We start from the raw sequence: 15,703 nt of genomic DNA, 5'->3' as shown, positions 1-15,703 counted from the left end.
CCGTCTCGTTCTTCGCGGTGAAGTGGGCATCGTGCGATACCTCGATCGCGTCAGCCGATCGCAGCGTCGGGCGCGCGGATCGTGCGCCGCGCTTTCGCGAACGCGCGGTCGGTCGCCATGAACCGCTCCAGCATCGGTGCGATCAACCGCACCGGATCGGCTGCCGGTTGTGCGCTCTCGCGGGCGAGCACCTCGGCATAGGCGGTTAGATCGCGGTGCAGGTCCGCCGGCAGTTCCAGCGTGACCTTCACGGGCTTGTCGTCGGCGATCGGGCCGAGCTTCAGCTTGGTCATGGGACGGCTCCATAGGGTTCGAGGATCAAATCGCGCCCGACGATCACGCGGACCGGGAAGCCGGGGCGGATGGTCAGCGTCGGCGCGATGTCGAGCTGGCGGCCGACCACCTGCCGGCCGGTCTGCGAGATGCCGTCCGACGCGCCCTGGCGCAGCGAGCGGACGAGATCGCCCTGCTCGCCGGACGTGCCGGCCTGCGCACCGACCGATAGCAGCGTCGACAGGCCGGCGGCCTTGGCGAGATCCCACCAGTGATGGTCGATGCCGTCCTCCAGCCCGGCATAGCCTTGCGCATCGGCACCGGGCTGGCGCTCCAGCACGATCGAGCGGCCGTTGGGGAAGATGAGCCGGGTCCAGGCGAGCAGGACGCGCCGTTGGCCGAAACCGACGCCGCTGTCGTACTGGCCGAGCAGCCGCGTGCCCTGCGGGATCAGCAGCAGGCGCCCGGTCGGACTGTCGTAGACGTTCTCGGTCACCTGCGCGACGATCTGGCCGGGCAGGTCCGAACGGATGCCGGTGACGAGCGCGGCGGGGATCACCGCGCCGGCCTGCACGACGAACGGCGATGGCGGTGGCGTCACGCGGTCGGGTGAGACAGTGCGCCGGTCGGCGGCCTGGTTGAGGAAGGCGAGCTGCCGGTCCTGCGCGGTGGGCGTGGCCGTCTGGCCGGACGCTCCCATGCCGACGAGGTTCGGCATTCCGTCGCCCGGTGTTCCACCACCTGCCATCGCCGTGGCGGCCTGCGCGCCGGACTGGAAGAAGACGCGACTGGTGCGGGCCGCCTCCAGTTCCTGCCGACGCCGTTCCCGTTCCTGGCGGCGGCGCTCGACCTCGGGATCGGGCGCGCTGGGTCCAGCCGGCGCATCGATCGCCGACACCGGCACCGGCTGGCCGCGGTTCTGCGCGTCGAGGATCGGGCGGCCGAGATCGCCGGGGAGCGGTGGTCCGAGCACCGGACCGGTGTAATCCTTCGGCAGCGCGTTCAGGCCATCTGGCGTCGACCGATTATCGGTCGCGTAGACCTCTTCTGGTGTTTTACCGCCATGCTGGACCTGAAGCGCGTAGATCAGCGCACCGCCGAGACCGACGCCGGCAACGCTGCCGAGCACCGCCAATGCCTTGCGCGACAGCCGCGTGACGCGCGGCGGCTCGGGCCGCAGCCGCATCGGCGCGACCGGCTCGCCGGTAAACGGCCGGGCGTCGTTGTCGGCGTCCGGCTGGGTCGGTGCGTTCTGCTGGGGATCGATGGCGCTCATGATGATGGCCTCCCATCGGTGCGGAGGATGCGGACGGTCTGCTGGCGATTGCCCTTGCCGAGCCGCAGCTCGGCGGCGCCAAACAGCCGGTCGACGATCAGGACATTGCCGTGGACGCGGCTGTTGACGATCTCCGGCTCGCCCTCGGGGCCGACGACGAACAGCGGCGGCATCTCGCCCTGCACGATGCCGCGCGGGAACTCGACGTAGACGTGCCGGCCGTCGTCGTAGACCGAGACCGGCCGCCACGGCGGCGCGTCGCCGGTGAGCGCGTAGCGGTAGGTGCGCTCGGCCGCTGCCGGAATGATCGGCGTCGCCGGCACCACCGGCTGCTGCGAAGGCAGCGGGGCCGGATAGCTCCACGCGACGGAGGGCATGTAGGGCCGCTCGCCTGCGTGCAGCTCGATCATGTAGAAACGCCGGTCGGTGGTGATGACGAGGTTGGTGGCGAGGTCGGCGCGCGTCGGCTTCACCAGCACATGGACGCGGCGGGTGTCGCCCGATCCACTCTCGGTGTCGCCGATGATCCAGCGGGCGGTGTCGCCGATGATCCAGCGGGCGGTGTCGCCGATGATCCAGCGGGCGGTGTCGCCGATGATCCAGCGGGCGGTGTCGCCGGCCGCGATCGGGCCGGCGCCGGTCAGGCTCTCGCCGGGTTCGAGCGCGATGTCGGTGATCTGTCCGACCGCGGCATAGACCTGGTAGAGCGCGCCTTCCGACCACGGGTAAACCTGGATGGCGTTGTAATAGCCCTCGCGGCGCGGCTGGACGCGGGCGGCGGCGTTGGCGTTCTCGACGCGAGCGGTCGAGGTGCCGGCAGGTTGACCACCTCGTGCTGGCGTCCACGGCGGCGGGACGTGCAGCGGCTGGGGTCGTGCCGGCGCGGCGATCACCGGCACGGGCGGCAGCGGCGGCACCTCGGCATCGTAGCTGATCTCAGGCGGCTTCTGCGTGGTCGCGCAGCCGGCGAGCATCGTCGCGGCGAGCAGCACGGCGGGGGCGGCGAGTCTGCGGAGAGGCGCGCTCACTGCCCCATCTCCTTCGACCAATTGATGGCGTTGACGTAGATTCCGAGCGGGTTCTTCCTGAGCGCCTCGGCGTCGCGCGGCGGCTGGACGACGACGGTGAGGATCGCGGTCCAGCGGGAGGTCTCGGCGAGGCTGCCGTCCTGATAGCGTCGCTCAGTCCAGGCGACGCGGAAGCTGTCGGGCGAGGCGCGGATGACCGACGACACGTCGACGGCGATCTGCTGCTTGCCGACCTTCGCGAACGGGTCGTTGGCGCGGGCATAGTCGTTGAGCGCCTGCGCCCCCGCTGCGGTGGTGAAGTCGTAGGCGCGCAGCCAGTTCTGCCGGACGACGATCGCGTCGGCGGGGATGCTGCGGACCTCCTCGACGAACCGCGCGAGATGGAATGCGATCTGCGGATCGGTCGGGCGATAACCGGCGGTGGCCGGTTCCACCGCCTGCGCCTGTCCCAGCCGGTCGACCTGCACCACCCACGGCACGATCGAGCCGCTCGCCGACTGCCAGACTAGCACGGCCGACAGGCCGGCGGAGAGCGCCAGCGAGCCGAACGCCATCAGTCGCCAGTTCCGCGCCTGCACACGGGCGGAGCCGATGCGGTCGTCCCAGACCTGGGCGGCGCGCTGGTACGGAGTCTCGGGCTGCGGGGTCTTGCCGTAATGCGCGGCGGGTCGTTTGAAGATATTCATGGGCGGTCGCCTTGATTGAGGGAGATGGAAGAGCCGCCGCCATGCGCATCACCGGATTTCACGGCGTGCGCGGCGACCTGAACGCCGTGGGTGAGTTGCTGCGAGCGCTTCATGCGCTTGGCCCATACGGGCTGGCCGCCCTCCGCTGGAGCTGCGGGAGACGCGCCGCCATCACCATCCGGCGCGGCATCGCCGCTCACGGCGCGGCTGCCAGCCTGGAAGCTGGAGCGAAGGCTGTCGGCCGCGCGGCCGGCGGCGCGCTTCAGGGGCGATACCGCTGCCTTTCCGCCCGCGCTGGCGACGTTGCCGAGACCGGAGGCGACGCTGGCCATACCGGACTGTCCGGCCGCACCGGCCTGATAGGCGGTGGACGCGCCACCGCGCGCGGCGGCAGCGGCTCCGCCGGCCGCTACCATGCCGCCGGCTGCCAGCCCGGTGCCGATCGCGGCACCCGCGCCGAGCTGCGGACCGCCGGAGACGAGGCCGTTGGCGATGCCGGGGCCGAAGATGCCGAGACCGAGCAGCGACAGCGCGGCGAGCACGATCGCCATCGCGTCGTCGATGGTCGGCGTCCGGCCGCCGAACCCGGCGGTGAACTGCGAGAACAGCGTCGAGCCGATCCCGACGATGACGGCGAGCACCAGCACCTTGATACCCGACGAGATGATGTTGCCGAGCACGCGCTCGGCCATGAAGGCGGTCTTGCCGAACAGGCCGAACGGGATGAGCACGAAGCCGGCGAGCGTGGTCAGCTTGAACTCGATCAGCGTGACGAAGAGCTGGACGGCGAGGATGAAGAAGGCGAGCAGGATCAGCGCCCAGGCGAACAGCAGGCAGGCGATCTGGATGAAGTTCTCGAAGAACGACCAATAGCCCATCAGGCCGGAGATCGAGTCGAGCAGCGGGCGCCCCGCGTCGAGGCCGGTCTGCGCGACCTTCCCCGGCCGCATCAGGTCGGCGGCGGAGAAGCCGGTGCCCGACGCCTTCAGCCCGAGACCGGCGAAGCTGTCGAAGACGATCCGGGCGAGGTTGTTCCAGTTGCCGATGATGTACGCGAACACGCCGACGAACAGCGTCTTCCTGATGAGGCGGCCAATGATGTCGTCCTCGCCGCCCATCGACCAGAACAGCGCCGCCAGCGTCACGTCGATGACGATCAGCGTCGTCGCGATGAACGCGACTTCGCCCGACACAAGGCCGAAGCCGCTGTCGATGTAGCGGGTGAAGACCCCGAGGAAGCTGTCGATGGCACCAGTGCCCTGCATCGCTCATCTCTCCCCGTTCGGCTGCGGGGCGGCGGCACGCTCCAATCCGAGAAATCGGCGCCGATTATCGGCCCATGTCTTCAGACAACCGGGATCGCGCGTCGCCACTTCCCCCATGAACCGGCAGCGGGCGAGCGCCTCGCGCATAGGATCGGCCGGCGCGGTGGATACCTCGGTTGTTACCGGCACGACCGGTTTCTGGACTTGTAACGGTTTTGCGCCGGTCACGTGAGCGATTAGAGCTCGCAACAGGAGACCGACGAGATGATCAAGCACACAGAAGAGTTCAAGCAGGAGGCGGTGCGGATTGCGCTGACCAGCGGATTGCCGCGCGACCGGGTTGCATCGGATTTGGGGATTGGGAAGTCGACGCTGGGCAAATGGGTGTCACAGTATCGGCCATCTGACCTGGTGGTAGCGCCGCAGGCAGAACTGGCGCGTGAGAATGAACGCCTTCGCCTTGAGAACCGTGTGCTGCGGGAGGAGAGGGAAGTGCTAAAAAAGGCCACGCAGTTCTTCGCGAGCCAAAGGCCGTGAAGTTCGCGTTTGTGCATAGCTGGCGACACCGTTGGCCCGTTGAACTGCTCTGCCGTGTCATGGATGTCAGTGAACGCGGCTATCGTTCCTGGCGCTCGCGCCCGATCAGTCGGCGGGAGCGGACAGATATGAAAGTGCTGGCCCATATCCGAGAACAGTACAGGCTGAGCCTTGGCAGCTAAGGCCGTCCTCGCATGACGATGGAGTTGAAGGAGGTGGGGCTCGATGTTGGCGAGCGCCGGGTCGGGCGGCTGATGAAGATCAACGGGATCAAGCCAGTCCGCACGCGCAAGCACAAGGTTACGACTGATAGTCACCATCGCCTGGGTGTCGCAGCGAACTGGCTGGACGGCGATTTTGCCGCAGATGCTCCCAACCGTAAATGGGCCGGCGACATCACATATATCTGGACATCCGAAGGCTGGCTCTACCTCGCCGTTATACTGGACCTGCATAGCCGTCGCGTCGTGGGCTGGGCAGTCAGCGACAGGATGAAGAAAGATTTGGCGATCAGGGCGCTGGATATGGCGGTGCGCCTGCGCCAGCCTCCTGAGGGCTGCCTTTTCCATTCGGATCGCGGCAGCCAATATTGCTCTTACGACTATCAGAAAAAGCTGCAGGCCTACGGTCTGCGTCCATCGATGAGCGGCAAGGGAAATTGCTACGACAATGCGTCCGTCGAGACCTTCTTCAAATCCCTGAAGGCCGAACTCATCTGGCGGCAGAGCTGGCCGACGCGGCGTCAGGCAGAAGCCGCCATCTTTCAGTACATCAACGGATTCTACAACACCCGCCGCCGCCATTCATATCTGGGCGGCATCAGCCCGCTCGCCTTCGAAGCCAAGGTGGCTTAATGAGATAGGTGACCGGCACAAAACCGTTACAAGTCCAATCCTCGCTGTGTCCGGCCATGGCCAAGAGCAGCATCACCCGCTCAAGCGTGACTGTCTCCGAAAGAGACTGCAGGTTGTCACCATACCCGCATCGCTTTCTTTTTAGGCGACCAGCAATTTAGGCGTTCCGGGGGATGGCTTCAAGCGGCACCGAGCCTCTCTTTGGCGGACCGTGCCTTCATGTACCGATCCGCCACCGACGTCGCGAGGCGCTCAATCGGCATTGACAAGTAAGTACTCACTTACTTATATTCAAGTCATGTCCAAAACAGCCTCACGTTTGTCGGCCCTCGACCGCAAACACGCCATTCTGACGGCCGCGACGCCGGTCTTCGCGCGTCTCGGGCGGGCGGGCGCCACCACCAGGATCATCGCCGGCGCAGCCGGCGTGTCCGAAGGCCTGCTGTTTCGGCATTTCCCGACCAAGGACGTGCTCTATGCCCAGCTCGAACGCCATTGCGTCCAGGCGCAGGAGGTCGGCCATCACCTGCTGGACGATGCCGAGCCATCGACAGCGACGCTGGTCATGGGGGTGGCGACACTGGTGCAGGCCGTCTTCCCCGGCATTGGCGAGCGGCAAGCGCACGACGACACCAAGCGCCTCGTCACCGCGAGCCTGCTGGATGACGGGCGTTTCGCGACCGATTTCCTTGACCGGCACGTTCGCCCATGGGTCGATCTGTTCGCCGACTGTCTGGTAGCGGCGCGCGCTGCCGGCGACCTGCATGCGGGCGCGGACGCCGGTCGCGGCGAGCTGTGGTTCGTCCACCACCTCGCCAACACCCTCCACCTCGTCAGCCTGTCAGGCGAAGAGGTGATCGATTACGGCATGACCCGTGAGGAGCTGACCGCGAGCGCCGTGCTGTTCCTGCTGCGCGGACTCGGCCTCAGGGAAGAGGTGATCGAGCGCCACTACGACCCCGGGCGGCTCAACGCTGCCATCACCAAAACCATCCGACCCTGACACCGCGCAACGGGCCCGGCCTACCTCATCGCCCACGCGGCGAACTGCGTCCGCGCGTCCCAGCGCGGCCGCGACGATACCCTTTCCCGACCCTGATCCAAACCCGGAGACAGAACATGAAGGCCGCAATTGTCGAACACGCAGGGCAGGTGCCCATCTATGGCGATTTCCCGTCACCAGTGCCGACAGAGGGCGAGGTGACGATCCATGTCGTCGCAGCGGCATTGACCCCGCTGACGCGGGGTCGGGCGGCGGGTACGCACTACACCTCGGGCGGCTCCTTCCCCTTCATCGCCGGCTTCGATGGCGTCGGACGGCTGGATGATGGCACCCGCGTCTTCTTCGTCATGCCGCGGGCGCCGCAAGGCTCGATGGCCGAGCAGGTGACGGTGCCGAACGGCCAATGGCTGGCCCTGCCTGACGACGTGGACGACCTGACCGCTGCGGCGATCGGCAACGCCGGCGTGTCGTCATGGGGTGCCCTAACGGAGCGGGCGAAGTTGCAAACGGGCGAGACGGTGCTGGTGAACGGCGCGACCGGCGCGTCCGGTCGGCTTGCGGTCGCCATCGCCCGCCACCTGGGCGCGCGCCGCGTGATCGCGACGGGACGCAACCAGGCCGTTCTCGACACGCTCGGCGTCGACGCCACGATCCGCCTCGACGGCAACGAGCAGGCTATCCAAGCCGCCGCGGCCGAGCATTTCGGCGCCGGCGTGGACGTGGTTCTGGATTACCTTTGGGGTCCGAGCGCGCGTGCGCTGCTGCTGGCGGCTGCGGCCGGTCGCAGGGGCGTGCCGGTGCGCTTCACGCAGATCGGATCGATCACCGGCGAGGAGATCGCGCTGCCGGCCGGCATCCTGCGTTCATCGCGGATCGAGCTGCTCGGAAGCGGGATCGGCAGTCTCTCGCTCGGCCAGATGATGTCTGCGGCCGGACGCATGTTCACGGCTGCGGCAGGGGCAAGCCTGACGCTCGACTATCGTGCCGTGGCGCTCGCCGATGTAGCGGAAGCATGGGGCAAGGGTGAGCGCGAGCGCATCGTCTTTCAAACAGGCTGAGGCAGCGTGAAGCCCGGCTTGCATCAAACAGCATCCTTCCCCGGCCGGCGCGTTCCCACAAGCGAAGTGCGGTCGAGACGATCCAGGTATTTCCAATCGGATCATGAAACAGGATTCGTCATCAAGCGAGCCGAGCCTGTAACTCGTTCAGCAACCAGCTTCCCGCTCGCCCAAGGGCGCGATCCCGCATGCGAGCGGCGTAGATCGTGAGCGGACCAGTCGCGCGGGCCGGGTCGCCTTCGATCGCCAAGGCCAGCAAGCGGCCATCGGCGAGGTATGGCGCGACAAGATGCTCTGGCATCCGGCACCATCCCAGGCCCGCCAACAGGAAGTCCAGTCGCCGCGCGAGGTCCACGAACCGCCAGGGCCTGGTGCCGATGATGCCATAGCTCGGACCGTCCGGAGCGGCCGGGTCTGACAGGACGAGCTGGACATGCTCCTCCAGATCGGCAGGCGTCGCAGACCGGCCCAATCCGGCTAACGGGTGGGCTGGCGATACCACTGGCACGAGGTCGATCCCGAGCAACGGCAGCGCCACCACATCTTCGGGCACGCCAGGCAGCAGGATGCAGAGCGCGAGCGCGGCATCCCCGCGCCGCAACCGTCGCTCGGCCCCACCGAGCCCTTCGGTCGAAAAGCTTACCGGCAGGAACGGAAACGCAGCGCGCAGCGCGTGCAGGCTGTCGATGAACGCGGCGGTCGGCACCAGCGGATCGATCGCGACCGCCAGTTCGGGCTCGACCCCCTCGCGCGTGCCCGCTGCCACGGCCTCGAACTGGGCGGCGCCGGCCAGGACGGTACGTGCCTGTGCCACCAGCACACGGCCCACATCGGTCAATACCGGCCGGAAGCCCGATCGGTCGAACAAGATCACGCCCTGCACGTCTTCGAGCGTGGCGACCGCCTGGCTGATCGCGGACTGCGCCCGGCCGAGCTTGCGTCCGGCGGCGGAGAAGCTGCCCGCGTCCGCGATCGTGGTGAGGACACGGAGCTGGTCGAGAGTAAGGCTACCGATCATCCATCACCTCAGCCGATAAGGATCATCACATCTTTATCGCTCCCGCTAGCTCCGTCCAGCCGCCATATCGGGGATCATGCAACCGACCTTCTTCATCAATCACGGCGGCGGACCCTGCTTCTTCCTGGAGCCGGGACCGATGCGCGACACCTGGCGCGAGCTGGAAACCTATCTGCGCGGCTTCATGGCGACGCTGGAAGAGCCGCCGCGTGCCATCCTCGCCATCTCGGGTCATTGGGAAGAAGCCGTACCGACCGTCAACGCTGGTGCACGCCCGCCGCTGCTGTTCGACTATGACGGGTTCCCCGACTACACCTATCGCCTGAACTGGCCCGCACCGGGCGAACCCGATCTGGCGGCACGCGTTCGCGAGCTGTTGTCGGAGGCCGGCATCGCCAACGGCGCCGAGGATAAGCGAGGCTGGGACCACGGCATCTTCGTGCCGCTGAAGGTGATGCTGCCCGGTGCCGATGTGCCCGTGGTGCTGCTCTCCATGCAGCGTGGCCTCGATCCCGCCGCTCACCTCGCGATCGGGCGGGCGTTGAAGCCGCTGCGCGACGAGGGCGTGCTGATCCTCGGCAGCGGTCAGACCTACCACAACATGCGCGGCTTCTTCGGCGGGGCGGCGGTGGACGATAAGGCGGAAGCCTTCGACGCCTGGCTGCGCGCCGCGATGATCGACGGCGCGACGCGCGACGAGGCGCTGATCCGCTGGGAAGACGCACCATACGCTCGCGTCGCCCAGCCCCATGAAGACCACCTGTTGCCGCTGATGGTGGCGGCCGGCGCGGCATCGGGCGAGGCCGGCACTGTCCACTTCCACGGCCATGCGCTCGGCAAGCCGATCTCCGGCTTCCGCTTCGGCTGATCCGTTCTCAAGAAGGAACACCCATGACCAGGCTTCTCGTCGTCGAAACCAGCCCACGCGGCAATTATTCGATCTCGCGCAACATGACGCGCGGCTTCGTCGCCGAATGGCAGGCCGCCCATTCGGACGGCGAGGTGACGACCCGCGACCTGATGGAGACCGATCTTCAGTTCATCGGCGCGCCATGGCTCCAAGCGTATTTCACCCCGTCCGAGCAGCACTCGCCCGAGATGAAGGCGGAGCTTGCACTGTCGGACGAACTCGTCGGCGAACTCCTCGCCTGCGACCACCTCGTGGTCGCGACGCTGGTCTACAACTACAACGTCCCGGCCGCACTCAAGGCCTGGATCGACAGCATCGTGCGCAAGGGCATGACGCTCGGCTTCGACGGCAAGGGCCTCGTCACCGGCAAGAAAGCCACGGTGTTGATGGCGTCGGGCGGCGTCTACACCGAAGGCTCGCCGATCCGCGACCGCGACATCGCGACGCAGTACCTCCGTCTGGTTCTCGGCGTGATCGGCATCGCCGACGTGACTGTAGTGGCAGGTGGCGGTGCGAAGGCCGTGGATATGCGCGAGACGACGATGGAGGACTTCATCGAAACTCTTCAGCCCGCGATCGAAGCTGCGGCCGCTTGAACCGATCGATGGGCTGCGTGGCGATATGCAGCCCATCGCCTTCGTCACATAGAAATCTTCCCGTAAACGAACGCCCGGCGGGACGGCGCAGGCGTTCTTGGAATCGATCCTGTATCGGGGAAACCAGTGGCTTCTCGAAACCCGTGTATGGCCGGCGCTTGAGAATGCCCGCGAATGGCTAGCCGTTCAAGCCGAGCCGGCCTCGCTCCTACGGGGTTGCCATCGTAACCTTGGTGCGCGGACGCGACGCGAGCCTTGCTGGCATCCTCGGACTTACATAAGAGGTTGGCGTCGCGAAAAACGGCGTCTTGGATCAAAAGGCATTCAGACCGCCGCAGATACGTCGCTCATGCAAGGCGACCAGCGTCTTCCGGTAACGATCGCCGGCATCATGTGATGCCGAGCCGATAAGGGAGCGCGTGCATGAAGAAGACAATCGGTATCGTCGGTGCAGGCCTTGGGGGGCTGACACTCGCCAGGGTTCTTCATCGCCATGGTGTCGAGGCTGTCATTTACGAGGGTGAAGCGTCGGCGACGGCGCGCTGGCAGGGCGGCTTGCTCGACATGCACGAGGAGAGCGGTCAGCCGGCGCTGAAGGCGGCGGGCCTCTACGACGCCTTCCTGACGCTCGTCCGCCCCGGCGAGGACGCCAAGCGCGTCGTCGATAGCGCGGGCAATGTGCTGTTCGATGCGCCGGGCAGCGAGGCGTCGACGCGCCCGGAGGTCGAGCGCGGCGATCTGCGCAAGCTGTTGATGGCGTCGCTCCCCGTCGATACGATCCGCTGGGATCGCAAGGCCGTGTCCTTCACGTCGACCGATGGAGGCCACCGCATCACGTTCGCCGACAGCTCGTCAGCCACGGTTGACCTGCTGGTCGGCGCGGACGGCGCCTGGTCGCGGGTACGGCCGCTCATCTACGACGCGCAGCCGATCTATTCGGGCACCTGCTTCATCGAGATCGCGCTCGGCGCAGGCGATCCCGCCGATGCGGCCAGCATCGCCGCCATCGGCGACGGCACGATGATGGCGGTGGAGCCCGGCAAGGGCATCATCGCGCACCGCCACGGCGACGGCAGCGTGACGGGCTATGTCGCGCTCAACCGGCCCGAGCAATGGGTGCGCTCGGTCGATTTCGATGATAGGGCGGCGGGGCTGGCCTTCGTCGCCGACCAGTTCGCCGGCTGGGCACCGCACCTGCTCCACCTCATCACCGGCAGCACCGCCGCGCCGACGATCCGTCCGATCTACGCGCTCGCCCCCGATGTCGAGTGGCCGCGGATGCCCGGCGTGACGCTGGTCGGCGATGCCGCGCATCTCATGTCGCCGTTCGCTGGCGAAGGCGCCAACTTGGCCATGCTAGACGGTGCCGAGCTTGCTCAAGCAATCCTCGAACACGGCGACGACGTGGAAGCCGCCTTTACTACCTATGAGACGGCGATGTTCCCGCGCAGCCACGAGATCGCGCAGCAGTCTGCCGGTAATCTCTCGCTGTTCTTTGGCTCCGAGGCGCCCCGGAGCGTCGCCGACCTCTTCGCCAGGCTCGTCGCGGGGCGCGGTTAGGGCGGCCCGGTGGCTAGGGTCGACGCGCGGCCGGATCGGCCTCGTCGCGCCTCCAGCCCGCGCTTCACGTCCGGCCATTCATCGTCGATGATGCTGAAGCGGACGGAATCGCGCTTGCGCCCGTCCGGCATGATCCGCTCGTGACGAACGATGCCCTCCTCGACCGCGCCGAGCCGCAGGATGGCGGCACGCGAGCGCTCGTTGAGGACGTCGGTAGTGAATTGCACCCGCACGCAATCGAGACGCTCGAAGGCGTGCACCAGCATCAGATACTTGGCTTCGGTGTTGACGAAGCTACGCTGCCAGGAGGCTGCGATCCAGCTATGCCCGATCTCCACCTTGCGGTTTGCCCGATCCAGCTTCCAGAAGCGCGTGCTGCCGACCACCTCGCCGTCCACCACGATGACATAGGGGATGACCGTGCCCCCCGCGCGCCCCGTCAGCGCCGCGTCCACATAGGCATCGATCGTGTCGGAACCGGGCACGTTGGTGAAGCGAAGCTCCCAGAGCCAGCCATCGCCGGCTGCCGCCAGCAGCGCGGCGCGGTGACTGTGTTCGAGCGGGACGAGCGACAGGCGGTCGCTACGCAGGGTTTGGTCGGGTTCGGTCATTGTCTCGTTCGCTATCCGCTCATCCGGCACGTCGATCCATCCGCATGGGATGGATCGGGCCACCTGGCCCGCGAGTTTGTCAATGTCGGGTGAGGCTGCCACGACCCGGCGGTCGCTCGCCGTCATCTACGCCACCGTCGCGCTCGACGCGGCGGGGATCGGGCTGGTCTTTCCGATCCTTCCCCGGCTGATCCAGAACGTCACTCACCTCAGCGACGTCACACGCTACGTCGGATGGCTCGCCTCGCTCTACGCGGCGATGCAGTTCGTTTTCGCCCCCGTCCTCGGCGTGCTGAGCGACCGCTACGGGCGTCGGCCGGTGCTGCTGGCCTCGCTGGCGGGCGCGGCGTTCAACTACCTCGCGATGGCGGCGGCGCCGCAGTTCTGGATGCTGATGCTGGGGCGCGCCGTCGCCGGGCTGAGCGGCGCCAACATGTCGGTCGCCACCGCCTACCTCACTGACATCACGCCGGCCGAGCAGCGTGCGCGTCGGTTCGGGCTGGTGAGCGCGATGTTCGGCGCGGGCTTCATCGTTGGCCCGGTGCTGGGCGGCGTGCTGGGCGAGCATTGGGTGCGGCTCCCGTTCATCGCGGCGGCAGGGTTCACCGCCGTGAACCTGCTGCTCGCGCTGGTCGCGCTCCCCGAAACACACGCGCCGTCATCTCATCCGTTCGATCGGGTGGCGCTCAACCCGCTGGCGCCGATGCGCTGGCTGTTCGCGATGCCCAGCCTGCTGCCGCTGGTCCTCGTCTATTTCGCGCTGAGCGGCGCAGGGGAAGCGTACAGCGTCTGCTGGGCCTTGTGGGGGTACGATGCCTTCGGATGGAATGGCTGGTGGGTCGGACTGTCGCTCGGCGCATTCGGAGTCTGGCAAACGCTTGTTCAAGCGTTCCTGCCCGGTCCGGCGACCAGATGGCTCGGCGAGCGCAAGGCGGTGTTAGCGGGGCTCGGCTGCTCTTCGCTGGCGCTGACCGGCATGGCGTTGGCGACACAAGGTTGGATGGTGTTCGCGCTGATGCCCCTGTTCGCGCTCGGCGGGATCGGCACGCCCGCCTTGCAGGCGCTCGCCACCGAACAGGTCGATACAGGCCGTCAGGGGCAGTTGCAGGGCCTGCTCGCCTCCTCGGTCAGCCTCGCCTCGATTATCGCCCCCCTCGGATTCTCCGCCGCTTATTTCGCCGTCCAGCACCGTTGGCCGGGTGCGATCTGGCTCGCGGTGATGGCGGTCAATCTGATTGCCGTACCGTTCGTGCTGGTCAGCACGCCGGGGCGCGCATCGCGCATCGCAGATGCCGCCGGACAGGGCCGAACTGGCGTCAGACGCGTTCCTGAGGGTGTAGCCGATTGCTGGGGTCGGAACTGACAGGATAGCGGGAAACGTGTCGAGAACGACGGTCTCGAAGGAGGATTGATGACGATGCGTATCGACATGACGGGCAGGAAAGTGGTGGTGGCCGGGGCGAGCCGCGGGATCGGCCGCAGCATCGCGCTCGCTTGCGCGGAGGCGGGCGCGGCGGTGTCGATCTGCGCGCGAGGCGCCGAGGCGCTGGAAGATGCCCGAGCCGCAATCGCGGAGCATGGCCATGTAACCGGGGCGTTTCGCTGTGATCTTTCACAGGACGAAGAGATCCGCACCTTCATCGAAGCGGCCGCAGACGCGATGGGCGGCATCGATGTGCTCGTCAACAACGCGACCGGTTACGGGTTCGGAGACGACGAAGCGAACTGGACGGCGAGCTTCGACGTCGACATCATGGCTGCGGTGCGCGCGTCGCGATACGCCCTGCCGTATCTGGAAGCAGCGGGGGGCGCGGCGATCGTCAACATCGGCAGCGGGTCGGGCATGATCCCGGCGTCCTCGGTTACCACCCCCGCCTATGGCGCGGCCAAGGCCGCCCTGATCCACTACAGTGGCATCCAGGCGGTGACGCTGGCGACCAAGAACATCCGGGTGAACTGCGTCTCGCCGGGGTTCATCGAGTTCCCGGGCGGCCAGTGGGACCGCATCCGCCAAACGAAGCCGGAAGCCTATGCCAAGACCTTGGCGACGCTGCCTTGGGGAAGGCTGGGCCGCCCGGAAGAGATCGCCGACCTGGTGGTGTTCCTTGCCTCATCCCGGGCGTCGTGGATCACTGGACAGACCATCGCCGCGATCGGCGGTTGGAACCAGTGATTGGCGTATTCGTCGGCATCTACCGCGCGAAAGCACACTGCGATCACGGTCTGGATCGTCCTTGTCGTTCGCGTCAGAAACTAGGCGATCGGGGCCTGCGCGCGAGCGAAGTCGATGAATGCTCTGAGAGCGCCTGAGGGATGTCTGTTCAGTGGGTAATAGAGAAAGAACCCCGCCTGAATAGGACAATAGGGCTCCAACACTCGCACAAGCCGACCGGAGGTGACCAATGGGGCGACAAGAAGGTCCGGCAAGCAAGCCAATCCCATCCCCGCCAGGGCAGCATCACACAGGACGCCCGTATCGCTGGCGACCAGGCCGCCATCGACCGAAAGCTCGAGCGCGCGCCCATTCTCCTCGAACCGCCAGCGATAGACCTCGTGCGTTTTCGCCCAGCGATAGTTGAGGCAGGCGTGATGCAGCAGGTCGCGGGGGTGCTGCGGTGCCGGGCGCTTGCCGAAATAGGCGGGCGAGCCCACGACCGCATTCCGTATGTCGGGCGTCAGCGGCACCGCGGCCATGTCCTGCACGAGCCGTCCGCCGATCCTGATGCCTGCGTCGAAGCCGTCGGCGACGATGTCGCTGATGCCGTCGTCGATGGTGAGGTCGAGCGTGACCTTCGGAAACGCCTCGGCGAAGGCGACGAACAGTGGCGACAGCGCCAGTTCCGCCGCGATCCGCGGCAGGTTCAGGCGAACGGTGCCGCCCGGCGTGGCGCTCGTCGCCGCAACCTCGTTCACAGCCTCGTCGATCGCCGCCATGAGCGGCGACAGTCGTGCCAGCAGCAGTTCGCCCGCCGACGTGAGGCTTACGCTTCGGGTCGTCCGGTTGAGCAGTCTCGCCCCGATCAGCGCC

General features: G+C 67.1%; 16 protein-coding genes and 1 pseudogene. 8 read left to right on the top strand and 9 right to left on the bottom strand.

All coding sequences use genetic code 11. From position 1 onward, the window contains the following. Positions 1-50 precede the first annotated feature (50 nt). Genes GBCGDNIH1_RS17825 through trbK-alt form a run of 6 tightly spaced genes read right to left on the bottom strand, consistent with a single transcriptional unit; the run spans position 51 to position 4,804 of the window. Positions 51-293: a DUF2274 domain-containing protein gene (locus GBCGDNIH1_RS17825; RefSeq protein WP_011631772.1), complete on the bottom strand. Its 243-nt coding sequence runs from the start codon at positions 291-293 to the stop codon at positions 51-53. Then, positions 290-1,549, bottom strand: a complete 1,260-nt coding sequence (locus GBCGDNIH1_RS17820) for a TrbI/VirB10 family protein (protein ID WP_011631771.1) — start codon at positions 1,547-1,549, stop codon at positions 290-292. The genes GBCGDNIH1_RS17825 and GBCGDNIH1_RS17820 overlap by 4 nt, the downstream gene beginning before the upstream one ends. Beyond that, positions 1,546-2,523 carry a P-type conjugative transfer protein TrbG gene (gene trbG, locus GBCGDNIH1_RS17815; protein WP_232449709.1) on the bottom strand — a complete coding sequence of 326 codons (978 nt, stop codon included), beginning with the start codon at positions 2,521-2,523 and terminating at the stop codon, positions 1,546-1,548. Before trbG ends, GBCGDNIH1_RS17820 begins: the two co-directional genes overlap by 4 nt. Positions 2,524-2,573: 50 nt before the next feature. After that, positions 2,574-3,263 carry a conjugal transfer protein TrbF gene (gene trbF / locus GBCGDNIH1_RS17810; protein WP_011631769.1) on the bottom strand — a complete coding sequence of 230 codons (690 nt, stop codon included), beginning with the start codon at positions 3,261-3,263 and terminating at the stop codon, positions 2,574-2,576. Beyond that, positions 3,260-4,528 carry a P-type conjugative transfer protein TrbL gene (gene trbL, locus GBCGDNIH1_RS17805; protein WP_011631768.1) on the bottom strand — a complete coding sequence of 423 codons (1,269 nt, stop codon included), beginning with the start codon at positions 4,526-4,528 and terminating at the stop codon, positions 3,260-3,262. The genes trbF and trbL overlap by 4 nt, the downstream gene beginning before the upstream one ends. 3 nt (positions 4,529-4,531) lie before the next feature. After that, positions 4,532-4,804 carry a putative entry exclusion protein TrbK-alt gene (trbK-alt, locus tag GBCGDNIH1_RS17800; RefSeq protein ID WP_080504489.1) on the bottom strand — a complete coding sequence of 91 codons (273 nt, stop codon included), beginning with the start codon at positions 4,802-4,804 and terminating at the stop codon, positions 4,532-4,534. Here trbK-alt and GBCGDNIH1_RS17795 point away from each other — a divergent pair. From GBCGDNIH1_RS17795 to GBCGDNIH1_RS17785, 3 genes and pseudogenes are all read left to right on the top strand, one after another. Continuing rightward, positions 4,793-5,919, top strand: a pseudogene (locus GBCGDNIH1_RS17795) (IS3 family transposase). The gene trbK-alt and the pseudogene GBCGDNIH1_RS17795 sit on opposite strands and share 12 nt — an antisense overlap. A gap of 298 nt (positions 5,920-6,217) precedes the next feature. Next, positions 6,218-6,922, top strand: a complete 705-nt coding sequence (locus GBCGDNIH1_RS17790; protein ID WP_050748417.1) for a TetR/AcrR family transcriptional regulator — start codon at positions 6,218-6,220, stop codon at positions 6,920-6,922. Between the two features lie 116 nt (positions 6,923-7,038). Further along, positions 7,039-7,980: a quinone oxidoreductase family protein gene (locus GBCGDNIH1_RS17785; RefSeq protein ID WP_011631764.1), complete on the top strand. Its 942-nt coding sequence runs from the start codon at positions 7,039-7,041 to the stop codon at positions 7,978-7,980. A 121-nt stretch (positions 7,981-8,101) separates the two neighbouring features. On the opposite strand, the gene GBCGDNIH1_RS17780 is transcribed toward GBCGDNIH1_RS17785, so the two are convergent. Continuing rightward, positions 8,102-8,998 (bottom strand): LysR family transcriptional regulator, encoded by an 897-nt coding sequence (locus tag GBCGDNIH1_RS17780; protein WP_011631763.1) that lies wholly within the window; start codon positions 8,996-8,998, stop codon positions 8,102-8,104. A gap of 76 nt (positions 8,999-9,074) precedes the next feature. Between GBCGDNIH1_RS17780 and GBCGDNIH1_RS17775 the strand changes: the two genes are divergently transcribed. From GBCGDNIH1_RS17775 to GBCGDNIH1_RS17765, 3 genes are all read left to right on the top strand, one after another. Continuing rightward, entirely contained in the window at positions 9,075-9,866 is a 792-nt protein-coding gene (locus GBCGDNIH1_RS17775; protein ID WP_011631762.1) for a DODA-type extradiol aromatic ring-opening family dioxygenase, read from the top strand. A 23-nt stretch (positions 9,867-9,889) separates the two neighbouring features. Further along, positions 9,890-10,504 (top strand): FMN-dependent NADH-azoreductase, encoded by a 615-nt coding sequence (locus tag GBCGDNIH1_RS17770; protein ID WP_011631761.1) that lies wholly within the window; start codon positions 9,890-9,892, stop codon positions 10,502-10,504. A gap of 423 nt (positions 10,505-10,927) precedes the next feature. After that, the gene (locus tag GBCGDNIH1_RS17765) at positions 10,928-12,064 is read left to right on the top strand and encodes an FAD-dependent oxidoreductase (RefSeq protein WP_011631759.1); all 1,137 of its coding nucleotides are present in this window, start codon (positions 10,928-10,930) and stop codon (positions 12,062-12,064) included. On the opposite strand, the gene GBCGDNIH1_RS17760 is transcribed toward GBCGDNIH1_RS17765, so the two are convergent. Beyond that, positions 12,061-12,675 carry a GNAT family N-acetyltransferase gene (locus tag GBCGDNIH1_RS17760; protein WP_011631758.1) on the bottom strand — a complete coding sequence of 205 codons (615 nt, stop codon included), beginning with the start codon at positions 12,673-12,675 and terminating at the stop codon, positions 12,061-12,063. The genes GBCGDNIH1_RS17765 and GBCGDNIH1_RS17760 overlap by 4 nt on opposite strands. Before the next feature lie 82 nt (positions 12,676-12,757). On the opposite strand from GBCGDNIH1_RS17760, the gene GBCGDNIH1_RS17755 reads away from it, so the two are divergent. Both GBCGDNIH1_RS17755 and GBCGDNIH1_RS17750 read left to right on the top strand, forming a co-directional pair. Beyond that, positions 12,758-14,038 carry a TCR/Tet family MFS transporter gene (locus GBCGDNIH1_RS17755; protein ID WP_011631757.1) on the top strand — a complete coding sequence of 427 codons (1,281 nt, stop codon included), beginning with the start codon at positions 12,758-12,760 and terminating at the stop codon, positions 14,036-14,038. A 48-nt stretch (positions 14,039-14,086) separates the two neighbouring features. Next, entirely contained in the window at positions 14,087-14,848 is a 762-nt protein-coding gene (locus GBCGDNIH1_RS17750) for an SDR family NAD(P)-dependent oxidoreductase (RefSeq protein WP_025319055.1), read from the top strand. A gap of 80 nt (positions 14,849-14,928) precedes the next feature. Here GBCGDNIH1_RS17750 and GBCGDNIH1_RS17745 read toward each other — a convergent pair whose 3' ends face one another. After that, positions 14,929-15,609, bottom strand: a complete 681-nt coding sequence (locus tag GBCGDNIH1_RS17745; RefSeq protein WP_011631755.1) for a LysR substrate-binding domain-containing protein — start codon at positions 15,607-15,609, stop codon at positions 14,929-14,931. Positions 15,610-15,703: the final 94 nt, after the last annotated feature.

This window comes from Granulibacter bethesdensis CGDNIH1 (genome assembly GCF_000014285.2).
Classification (GTDB): Bacteria; Pseudomonadota; Alphaproteobacteria; order Acetobacterales; family Acetobacteraceae; genus Granulibacter; species Granulibacter bethesdensis.
Note: the sequence above shows the minus strand (reverse complement) of the source record. Positions and strands in the feature narration are given on the sequence as shown.

Bases quoted from the DNA above. Each gene is read 5' to 3' on its own strand.
- GBCGDNIH1_RS17825 (WP_011631772.1), bottom strand. From the start codon at position 293: ATGACCAAGCTGAAGCTCGGCCCGATCGCCGACGACAAGCCCGTGAAG.
- GBCGDNIH1_RS17820 (WP_011631771.1), bottom strand. From the start codon at position 1,549: ATGAGCGCCATCGATCCCCAGCAGAACGCACCGACCCAGCCGGACGCC.
- trbG (WP_232449709.1), bottom strand. From the start codon at position 2,523: ATGCTCGCCGGCTGCGCGACCACGCAGAAGCCGCCTGAGATCAGCTAC.
- trbF (WP_011631769.1), bottom strand. From the start codon at position 3,263: ATGAATATCTTCAAACGACCCGCCGCGCATTACGGCAAGACCCCGCAG.
- trbL (WP_011631768.1), bottom strand. From the start codon at position 4,528: ATGCAGGGCACTGGTGCCATCGACAGCTTCCTCGGGGTCTTCACCCGC.
- GBCGDNIH1_RS17790 (WP_050748417.1), top strand. From the start codon at position 6,218: ATGTCCAAAACAGCCTCACGTTTGTCGGCCCTCGACCGCAAACACGCC.
- GBCGDNIH1_RS17785 (WP_011631764.1), top strand. From the start codon at position 7,039: ATGAAGGCCGCAATTGTCGAACACGCAGGGCAGGTGCCCATCTATGGC.
- GBCGDNIH1_RS17780 (WP_011631763.1), bottom strand. From the start codon at position 8,998: ATGATCGGTAGCCTTACTCTCGACCAGCTCCGTGTCCTCACCACGATC.
- GBCGDNIH1_RS17775 (WP_011631762.1), top strand. From the start codon at position 9,075: ATGCAACCGACCTTCTTCATCAATCACGGCGGCGGACCCTGCTTCTTC.
- GBCGDNIH1_RS17770 (WP_011631761.1), top strand. From the start codon at position 9,890: ATGACCAGGCTTCTCGTCGTCGAAACCAGCCCACGCGGCAATTATTCG.
- GBCGDNIH1_RS17765 (WP_011631759.1), top strand. From the start codon at position 10,928: ATGAAGAAGACAATCGGTATCGTCGGTGCAGGCCTTGGGGGGCTGACA.
- GBCGDNIH1_RS17760 (WP_011631758.1), bottom strand. From the start codon at position 12,675: ATGACCGAACCCGACCAAACCCTGCGTAGCGACCGCCTGTCGCTCGTC.
- GBCGDNIH1_RS17755 (WP_011631757.1), top strand. From the start codon at position 12,758: ATGTCGGGTGAGGCTGCCACGACCCGGCGGTCGCTCGCCGTCATCTAC.
- GBCGDNIH1_RS17750 (WP_025319055.1), top strand. From the start codon at position 14,087: ATGACGATGCGTATCGACATGACGGGCAGGAAAGTGGTGGTGGCCGGG.
- GBCGDNIH1_RS17745 (WP_011631755.1), bottom strand. From the start codon at position 15,609: ATGGCGGCGATCGACGAGGCTGTGAACGAGGTTGCGGCGACGAGCGCC.